Origin of the sequence: Comamonas sp., assembly GCF_036666375.1 — a bacterium.
Taxonomy (GTDB): Bacteria; Pseudomonadota; Gammaproteobacteria; order Burkholderiales; family Burkholderiaceae_C; genus Comamonas.
Map to the genome: position 1 here is coordinate 72228 of NZ_JAVWWA010000009.1, position 8935 is coordinate 81162.

General features: G+C 66.1%; 9 protein-coding genes. 4 read left to right on the top strand and 5 right to left on the bottom strand.

Translation table 11 applies throughout. The features are described 5' to 3' along the window. Positions 1-69 precede the first annotated feature (69 nt). Both RR928_RS03810 and RR928_RS03815 read left to right on the top strand, forming a co-directional pair. On the top strand, positions 70-1191 hold the full coding sequence (locus RR928_RS03810; RefSeq protein WP_332534957.1) for a cupin domain-containing protein: 1122 nt from the start codon (positions 70-72) through the stop codon (positions 1189-1191). Between the two features lie 283 nt (positions 1192-1474). Further along, positions 1475-1759 carry a hypothetical protein gene (locus tag RR928_RS03815; RefSeq protein ID WP_332534955.1) on the top strand — a complete coding sequence of 95 codons (285 nt, stop codon included), beginning with the start codon at positions 1475-1477 and terminating at the stop codon, positions 1757-1759. Positions 1760-1938: 179 nt separating this feature from the next. Here RR928_RS03815 and bamC read toward each other — a convergent pair whose 3' ends face one another. The 5 genes from bamC to RR928_RS03840 all read right to left on the bottom strand — a co-directional run bounded on the left by bamC (position 1939) and on the right by RR928_RS03840 (position 5962). Continuing rightward, positions 1939-3036 (bottom strand): outer membrane protein assembly factor BamC, encoded by a 1098-nt coding sequence (gene bamC / locus RR928_RS03820; RefSeq protein ID WP_332534954.1) that lies wholly within the window; start codon positions 3034-3036, stop codon positions 1939-1941. A gap of 40 nt (positions 3037-3076) precedes the next feature. Further along, positions 3077-3973, bottom strand: coding sequence for a 4-hydroxy-tetrahydrodipicolinate synthase (gene dapA, locus RR928_RS03825; protein WP_332681539.1), 897 nt, complete (start codon positions 3971-3973; stop codon positions 3077-3079). A gap of 121 nt (positions 3974-4094) precedes the next feature. Then, on the bottom strand, positions 4095-4619 hold the full coding sequence (locus tag RR928_RS03830) for a class I SAM-dependent methyltransferase (protein ID WP_332534952.1): 525 nt from the start codon (positions 4617-4619) through the stop codon (positions 4095-4097). Then, positions 4619-4765: a hypothetical protein gene (locus RR928_RS03835; protein ID WP_332534951.1), complete on the bottom strand. Its 147-nt coding sequence runs from the start codon at positions 4763-4765 to the stop codon at positions 4619-4621. The genes RR928_RS03830 and RR928_RS03835 overlap by 1 nt, the downstream gene beginning before the upstream one ends. A gap of 3 nt (positions 4766-4768) precedes the next feature. After that, positions 4769-5962, bottom strand: coding sequence for an MFS transporter (locus tag RR928_RS03840; RefSeq protein ID WP_332535040.1), 1194 nt, complete (start codon positions 5960-5962; stop codon positions 4769-4771). A gap of 167 nt (positions 5963-6129) precedes the next feature. Here RR928_RS03840 and RR928_RS03845 point away from each other — a divergent pair, with 167 nt between their 5' ends. Next, the gene (locus RR928_RS03845; RefSeq protein ID WP_332681540.1) at positions 6130-8112 is read left to right on the top strand and encodes a DNA topoisomerase IV subunit B; all 1983 of its coding nucleotides are present in this window, start codon (positions 6130-6132) and stop codon (positions 8110-8112) included. Positions 8113-8126: 14 nt separating this feature from the next. Next, positions 8127-8935: lytic transglycosylase domain-containing protein (locus RR928_RS03850; protein ID WP_332681541.1), on the top strand; the 809-nt coding region annotated here is incomplete at its 3' end.

Below are 8935 nucleotides of genomic sequence, written 5' to 3' on the forward strand. Positions count from 1 at the left end.
GCAAACAGCCCCGGCAGCATACATAGGACAATGCAGCCTGTTTCTTAGATCGCGACCCCGTTGACCACCATGGATATTGACCAACCCCTCGCCCTGCTTGGCGGAATGACCGCTTCCCAGTTCATGCGCCGCCACTGGCACAAGAAGCCGCTGCTGGTGCGCCAGGCCGTGCCCGCGATGGTCGCGCCCGTGGGCCGCGACGCGCTGTTCGCGCTGGCCGGCCAGGACGGCGTCGAATCGCGCCTGATCCGCCAGCAGAAGAAGGGCTGGACCATGGACCACGGCCCGTTCGGCACCAAGGACCTGCCGGCGCTGAGCCAGAAGGCCTGGTCGCTGCTGGTGCAGGGCGTGGACCTGCACGATGCGGGCGTGCACGCGCTGCTGCAGCAGTTTCGCTTCGTTCCCGAAGCCCGGCTCGACGACCTGATGATCAGCTACGCCACGGACGGCGGCGGCGTGGGCCCGCATTTCGACAGCTACGACGTGTTCCTGCTGCAGGCCCACGGCAAGCGCCGCTGGCGCATAGGCCAGCAAAAGAACCTGACGCTGCAGGAAGGCGTTCCGCTGAAGATCCTTGCCGATTTCGAACCCGAGCAGGAATTCGTGCTCGAGGCCGGCGACATGCTGTACCTGCCGCCGCGCTATGCGCACGACGGCGTCGCCGAAGGCGAGTGCATGACCTATTCGATCGGTTTCCGTGCGCCGGCGCGCGAGGAACTGGCGCGCGAGCTGCTGCTGCGCATGTCGGACGAACCCGACGAACCAGAAGCCCCCGTGCTGTACCGCGATCCCAAGCAGGAAGCCGTGGCAAATCCGGGCGAGATTCCCGCGGCCATGGCCGAGTTCGCGCGCAAGGCGCTGGAACGCGCGCTGGCCGAGCCGCTGGCGCTGGAGCGCGCGCTGGGCGAATATTTGACCGACCCCAAGCCCAACGTCTGGTTCGAGGCCGGCGAGGAGGGCGTGATGCTCGAGGCCCTGGTGCTCGATCGCCGCACGCGCATGATGTACGACGCGCGCCATGTGTTCATCAACGGTGAAAGCTATCTGGCCGCGGGCCGTGACGCCAAGCTGATGCGCCTGCTGGCCGACCAGCGCGCGCTGTCGGCGCGCGATCTGGCCAAGGCCAGCGACGATGCGCTGGAACTGCTGGCGTCATGGCACGAAGCCGGTTGGGTGCGTAGCGCTGTCTGACACGCGCACGGGCAGTTGTCTGTCAGCCTGGCAGACGGCTGGCGCGTTGAAAGAACAGGCCTCGATGATGCCTTTGCCGCCGCAAGCGGGGAAACCCGAAAAAAAGTTGTGGACAAATGTAGAAGTGGCGTCAGGAATCGTCAGGATTCCTGAAATCTCCCTATAATTGCCCGCTGTGTCGCAGTAATTTTCTTGCGACTCTGCCGCGACGCTCCATGGCTGCAAGAGGCTGGCCGTTAATGGCATATCGAATTCTCACTGCTCCTCAATTAGGAAAACTGACATGAAGAACTCTCTCGTTCTGGCTACCGTGATCGCTGCTGCTGCCCTCGTCGCTTGCGGCAAGAAGGAAGAAGCTGCTCCCGCTCCCGTGGCTGCTCCCGCTGTGGAAGCTCCTGCTGCTGCTCCCGTGGAAGTCGCTCCTGCTGCTCCCGCAGCTGCTGCTGACGCCGCCGCTGCTGGCGCTTCGGCCAACGCTGCTGACGCTTCGGCCGACGCTGCCAAGGCTTCGGAAGAAGCTGCCAAGGCTGCTGCCGACGCTGCCGCTGCCGCTGCTGCTCCCAAGTAATGCATGCGCCGCTGGAGTCCGGTTCGCCGGGCTTCAGTCAGGCAAAAAAGCCCTGGTCTCGCGATCGGGGCTTTTTTTATGTGCGCTCGCGCCATCGGCAGCCGATGCGCAGATGAAAAAAAGCCACCGCATGCGGTGGCTTTTTTTGACCGGCCCTTGCGGACCGTCAGCTTTGCAGCTTACTTCAGATCGTCGGTCAGCACGCGCACGATGCGCTGGGCATTGGCCGATGTCTCGGGTGCACCGGCCGTGGTCAGCACCGACACCGTCGAGCGTTCGCCTTCGGAGCGCACCTGGACCTGGTACTTGACCGGCGCCGAAGCTTCGCCGCCCTGGCTGAAGATGCGGCTGAAGAAGCCCTTGGCCTTCTGCTCTTCGGGCGAGACGTAGCGCACGTAGTAGATGCCGCGGCTGCGGTCGCGGTCCTCGACCGTGAAGCCGGTGCGGTCCAGCGCCAGGCCCACACGGCGCCAGGCGCGGTCGAAGCCTTCGTCGAGCAGCACCACGGGCACGTTGTTGATGGTGTCCATGCGGGCGCTGGGCGCGGCAGGCGCGGCCTTGACCGAAGCCGCGGCGGCCTGGGATTGCTCCTGGGTCAGGCCCAGCTTGACCATGAGGCGGCGCAGGAACTCGGTTTCCAGTTCCGTATCGGCGGGGCGTGGCTGCCAGGCCGTGGAATCCTTTTGCTGCGTCGAGTAGACCTCGATCATGCCGCGGTGGGTGATGTACACCTCGGTGCCGCCGTCGGGCTTGCGCTCCAGGCGGGTGCGGAACTTGTCGCGCTCGCCCGTGGAGTACAACGAGTCGAACACCTTGCCCAGCGCCGAGCGGATCACGTCCTGCGGCAGCTTGGCGCGGTTCTCGGCCCAGTCGGTTTCCATGATGCCCAGCTTGGCGTCGTCCTGCACCAGCACGAAGCCGTTCTCGAGCCAGAACTCGCGCACCGGATCCCAGAGCTTGTCGGCAGGGCGCTGGATCACGAGCCAGCGCTCATTGCCCACGCGTTCGATGCGCACATCGCCCACGGAGTTGACCACGGTCTGCGCGCCGCTGGGCGCAGGCGCGTTCTGGCCGGCCTGCAGCGCATTCGCCGAGACCACGCCACCGGGCACGTTGTAGCGCGTGTCGCGCGTCAGCTGGCTCAGGTCGGGTGGAACTTCGAGCGTAGGCGCCTTGACGGCGCTTTTGTAGTCGATCTTTTCCGAATTGAAAGTGGTGCAGGCAGAAAGCGCCATGGCAAGGCCCAGCAGGCCCAGACGTGCAGTAATTGGTTTCACGCGAAAAATCCTCGGTGCTCTGGTAAGGAGGGGCGCAGGCTCAGATGAGCTCTGCGGAGCGCAGCGCGCTCTCGACCAGGTCCACATATTGGGGGCTCAGGTCGGTCATTGGCAGGCGCATGGTTGCACCGCACAGGCCCAGGCGGGCGACGGCCCACTTCACGGGGATGGGGTTGGCTTCGACGAACAGGTTCTTGTGCACCGGCATCAGCTGGCGCTGGATCTGCATCGCGCGCTGCACGTCGCCGGCCAGCGCCGCCTTGCACAGCTCGCTCATCAGGCGCGGCGCCACGTTGGCGGTCACGCTGATGTTGCCGTGTCCGCCGCACAGCATCAGGGCCACGGCGGTCGGGTCATCGCCCGAGTACACGCCGAAGCCGGCGGGCACATCGCGGATCAGCCATTGAGCGCGCTCTATGTTGCCCGTGGCTTCCTTGATGCCGATGATGCCCGGAACCTGGGCCAGACGCAGCACGGTGTCATGCTGCATGTCGGCGACCGAACGGCCGGGCACGTTGTAGAGAACCGTGGGCAGGTCGCCCACGGCTTCGGCAATCGCCTTGAAATGCTGGTACTGGCCCTCTTGCGTGGGCTTGTTGTAGTAGGGCACGACCTGCAGCTGGCTGTCGGCGCCCACGGTCCTGGCGAACTGGGCCAGCTCGATCGCTTCGCGCGTCGAGTTGGCGCCGCAGCCGGCCATGATGGGCACGCGCTTGGCAGCCTGCTCGACGGAGACGCGAATGATCTCGCAGTGCTCTTCCACATTGACGGTGGGGGATTCGCCGGTGGTGCCTACCACGCCGATGCAGTCAGTGCCTTCGGCGATATGCCAGTCGATCAGTTTGCGCAGGCTCGGGTAGTCGACACTACCGTCTTCGTGCATGGGTGTGACGAGGGCAACAATGCTGCCAGTGAGGGCGACGGTGGAAGAGGTCATGTCCGCAGTTGAAAACGGGAAAGAGACATTCTAACGATTGCGCGCAAGCCGCAGCGTGCTCGCAGTCGTACGAAGGGAATGGGGACTGTTTCTGGACAGAAAAAGTGCAGGCATTGAAGGCCTAGAGCCTGGCGGGCGTTTCGCTGCCGGGCAGGGTTCTGACGGCCGCGATGCGCTGCACGCAGCGCGCGGGATCGTCGAGAAAACCGTCTTCGTAGGCCACCACGCGCAGTTCATTGCCGCAGACGCGCAGCAGTTCGCCGGGCTGCAGCAGGAAGTCGGGGCGCGAGGGCTTGCCGAAACGCGCATTGCCTTCGGCAAACGTTTCGTACAGCAGCACCCCGCCCGGAGCGACGCTGGCCACCAGCGTGGGCAGCAGCGCGCGCCACAGGTAGTTGGTGACCACGACGGCCGCGAACTGCGCGCCCGGCAAAGGCCAGGCGCCTTGCTCGATATCGGCGCACAGCCGCTGCGCCGACGCCGGCAGCGCCGCGAGCGCCTCCTGGGAGCGGTCGATTCCAAGACAGGGGTGGCCGCGCTGGGCAAACCAGTGCACGTGGCGCCCCTGGCCGCAGGCCACGTCGAGCACGCTGCCGCCCGCGGGCACGAGGTGGCTGAAGCGTTGTATCCAGGTCGAGGGCGTCATCAGAAGCAGGCCCACACTTGATCGGCCATCAACAGCATGAATTGGGGGTCGGTATAGAGGCCGAACACCGCGGCCAGCACCAGCGCGACCAGGGTCCAGCCCAGGCCCGTGAGCAGGCGCTGGCGCCAGGCGTGATGTGCGGTCATGGTTCAGGCCGCCGCGGGTGTGTGGCGCTGCAGCGCGGCTTCGCGCACCGGCAGATTGATCAGCGCCGCGAAGACGCCCAGCGCAATCGACAGGTACCAGACGATGTCATAGCTGCCGCTGCGGTCATAGAGGTAGCCGCCCAGCCAGACGCCCAGGAAGCTGCCGACCTGGTGGCTGAAGAACACGAAGCCGCCCAGCATCGACAGATGCTGGATGCCGAAGATCTGCGCCACGGTGGCGTTGGTCAGCGGCACCGTGGACAGCCACAGAAAGCCCATGGCCGCGGAAAATGCATAGACCGACGCGGGCGACAGCGGCACCAGCAGGAAGGCCACGGTGACCACCGAGCGCGTGATGTAGATGCCCGCGAGCAGGTAGCGCTTGGGGAAATGCTGGCCCAGGTTGCCGGCGATGTAGGTTCCGAAGATGTTGAACAGCCCGACCAGCGCCAGCGAATAGCTGGCGACATGCGGTGCGAGGCCGTAATCCTTGAGGTAGCTGGGCATGTGCACGCCGATGAACATCACCTGGAAGCCGCAGACGAAATAGCCCGCGGTCAGCAGCAGGAAGCTGGGCGTGCGGAAGGCTTCGGCCATGGCCTGGCCCACGGTCTGCTCGCGCTGCGGCCGCGGGCTGCTGGAAGAAAAGCCGGGCTCGCGCAGGCCGAAGGCCAGCGGCACGATCATCAGCACCAGCATCGCCAGCACGATCAGCGCATTCGACCAGCCGATCTGGGCAATCAGCGCGCCTTCGACCGGCACCATGAAGAACTGGCCGAACGAGCCCGTGGCAGCGATCACGCCCATGGCCCAGGAGCGTTTCGTCGCGGGTATCTGCCGGCCGAGCACGCCGAACACCACGGCATAGGTGGTGCCGGCCTGGGCCGCGCCTATCAGCAGCCCGGCCGTGAGCGCGAACCAGGTCGGCGTGGTCGACAGCGCCATGCCGGTCAGGCCCAGCGCATAGGCCGCGGCGCCGGCCAGCAGCACGCGGAACGCGCCGAAGCGGTCGGCGATGATGCCGACGAAAATCCCCATGATCCCCCAGGCAATGTTCTGGATCGCGATGGCCATGGCGAAGGATTCGCGCGTCCAGCCCATTTCCTGGGTGATGGGCTGCAGCCACAGGCCGAAGCCGTGGCGAATCCCCATGGACAAGGTGACGACTGCGCCCCCGCACAGCAGCACCTGCATCATGGACAGTGGTGTTGGTAATGTTTTTTGCATGATGATGCGACTGTAGCCAAATTGGCCCCAGGATGCTGGCGCGCAGGCAGCATTGCGGGGGCGCGCCACAGAGGCCGCAAGGCCATGCTGTTTGCCCATACAGCTTTCTGGATCACGCAGCACTACAATCCCAGCCCATGGCAGCTAAACCTTCATCCTCCTCCACGAGCGCTTACTCCGAAGGCTCTATCCGCGTGCTCAAGGGCCTAGAGCCCGTCAAGCAGCGGCCGGGCATGTACACGCGTACCGACAACCCACTGCACATCCTGCAGGAAGTGGTGGACAACGCGGCCGACGAAGCCTTGGCCGGTTACGGCAAGAAAATCAAGGTCATCCTGCATGCGGACCATTCGGTCAGCGTGGAGGACGACGGTCGCGGCATTCCCTACGGCCTGCATCCCGAAGAAAACGCCCCGGTGATCGAACTGGTGTTCACCCGCCTGCACGCGGGCGGCAAGTTCGACAAGGGCCAGGGCGGCGCCTACAGCTTTTCCGGCGGCCTGCATGGCGTGGGCGTCTCGGTGACCAATGCGCTGTCCACGCGCATGGAAGTCACGAGCTTTCGCGACGGCCACAGCGCGCGCCTGGTGTTTTCCGCGGGCGACGTGATCGAGCCGCTGCAGACCGTGCCGCTGGCCAGCGGCGAGCGCAAGCGCGGCACCACGGTGCGCGTCTGGCCCGACGCCAAGTATTTCGAGACCGCCCAGCTGCCCATGGGCGAGCTGGTCCACCTGCTGCGCAGCAAGGCCGTGCTGATGCCCGGCGTCACGGTGACGCTGGTCAACGAGAAGACGCGCGACACCCAGACCTGGCAGTACAAGGGCGGCCTGCGCGACTACCTGCAGCAGAACCTGCACGGCGAGCCCGCGATTCCTCTGTTCGAAGGCGAGGGCTTTGCCGACCGCCACCACGACAGCTTTGCCGAAGGCGAAGGCGCGGCCTGGTGCGTGGCGTTCACCGAAGACGGCGCGCCGGTGCGCGAAAGCTATGTCAACCTGATTCCCACCACGGCCGGCGGCACGCACGAAAGCGGCCTGCGCGACGGCCTGTTCCAGGCGGTGAAAAGCTTCATCGACCTGCACTCGCTGCTGCCCAAGGGCGTCAAGCTGATGCCCGACGACGTGTTCGCGCGCGCCAGCTATGTGCTCAACGCCAAGGTGCTCGATCCCCAGTTCCAGGGCCAGATCAAGGAGCGCTTGAACTCGCGCGACGCCGTGCGCCTGGTCTCGGGCTTTGTGCGCCCGGCGCTCGAGCTGTGGCTCAACCAGCATGTCGAGTGGGGCAAGAAGCTCGCCGAACTCGCGATCAAGGCCGCGCAAAGCCGCCAGAAGGCCGGCCAGAAGGTCGAGAAGCGCAAGGGCTCGGGCGTGGCCGTGCTGCCCGGAAAGCTCACCGACTGCGAAAGCCGCGACCTGCTGCACAACGAAGTCTTCCTGGTCGAAGGCGACTCCGCGGGCGGCAGCGCCAAGATGGGCCGCGACAAGGAAACCCAGGCGGTGCTGCCGCTGCGCGGCAAGGTGCTCAACACCTGGGAAGTCGACCGCGACCGGCTGTTCGCGAACAACGAAATCCACGATATTTCAGTGGCGATCGGCGTCGATCCGCACGGCCCCAACGACTCTCCCGATCTGTCGGGCCTGCGCTACGGCAAGGTCTGCATTCTTTCGGACGCCGACGTCGACGGCTCGCACATCCAGGTGCTGCTGCTGACGCTGTTCTTCCGTCACTTTCCCAAGCTGGTCGAAGCCGGCCACATCCACGTGGCGCTGCCGCCGCTGTTCCGTGTCGACGTGCCCGCGCGCGGCAAGAAGCCCGCGGGCAAGGTCTACGCGCTCGACGAGAGCGAACTGGCCGCCATTTTCGAGAAGTGCGCCAAGGACGGCGTGCCGCGCGAGAAGTGCCAGGTCAGCCGCTTCAAGGGTCTGGGCGAAATGAACGCCGAGCAGCTCTGGGACACCACGCTCAACCCCGACACGCGCCGTCTGTTGCCGGTGCAGCTGCTGAACATGGACTTCGCGGCCTCCGAAGGCGTGATCACCAAGCTCATGGGCAAGGGCGAGGCCGCGGCCCGGCGCGAACTGATGGAACTGCACGGCGACGCCGTGGAAGTCGACATCTGAAGAACGCCTGAGCCATGCCCGGCATCGCCCGCTCACTGCCTGCGCTGGACCACAGCCTTGGCCAACGCCTGCTGGCGGGTGGCCTGCTGTGCCTGGCGCTGGTCGCGGGCGGGGCGCGCGCCGATCTGTGGGCGTTTGTCGATGCGCGCGGCATCACGCATTTCGCGGCCGAGCAGCTCGATGAGCGCTACGAGCTGTTCTTTCGCGGGGCGAGCTTCGATTCGCAGCGCGATATCGGCGCGCAGGCCGGCGCCGCGGAGGAGAATCCGGGCGCGACGCTGGCGGCCAGGGCGCGCGTGCAGTCGTATTTCGACATACTGCCGGCCTACAAGAGCGTGCGTCCGCACCTCAGGCGCGCGGCCGAGCGCAGCGGCATCGACTATGCGCTGCTCAAGGCGGTGATCGCGACCGAGTCGGGCTTCGACGCGCACGCGGTCTCGGCCAAGGGCGCGCTGGGCCTGATGCAGCTGATGCCGGCGACGGCCGAGCGCTTCGGCGTCGCCGCCGCGGGCAGCCGCACGCTGGCCCAGCAGCTGCATGATCCGGCCGTGAACGTGCCCGCGGGCGCGCGCTACCTGCGCCATCTGCTGGACCTGTTCGACGGCCGGCTCGACCTGGCCCTCGCGGCCTACAACGCGGGCGAAGGCGCGGTGCGCCGTGCGGGACAGAAGATTCCGCCGTTCAAGGAAACCCAAAACTATGTGAAGACCGTGCTGGCGCTGTACCGCCAGCTCCAGCCGCTGGCGCCGGCCGCCGGAACGCCGGCCGCCGGTATGCCGGCCACCGGTATGCCGGCCACACCTTCTTCACGCATCCGCATGAC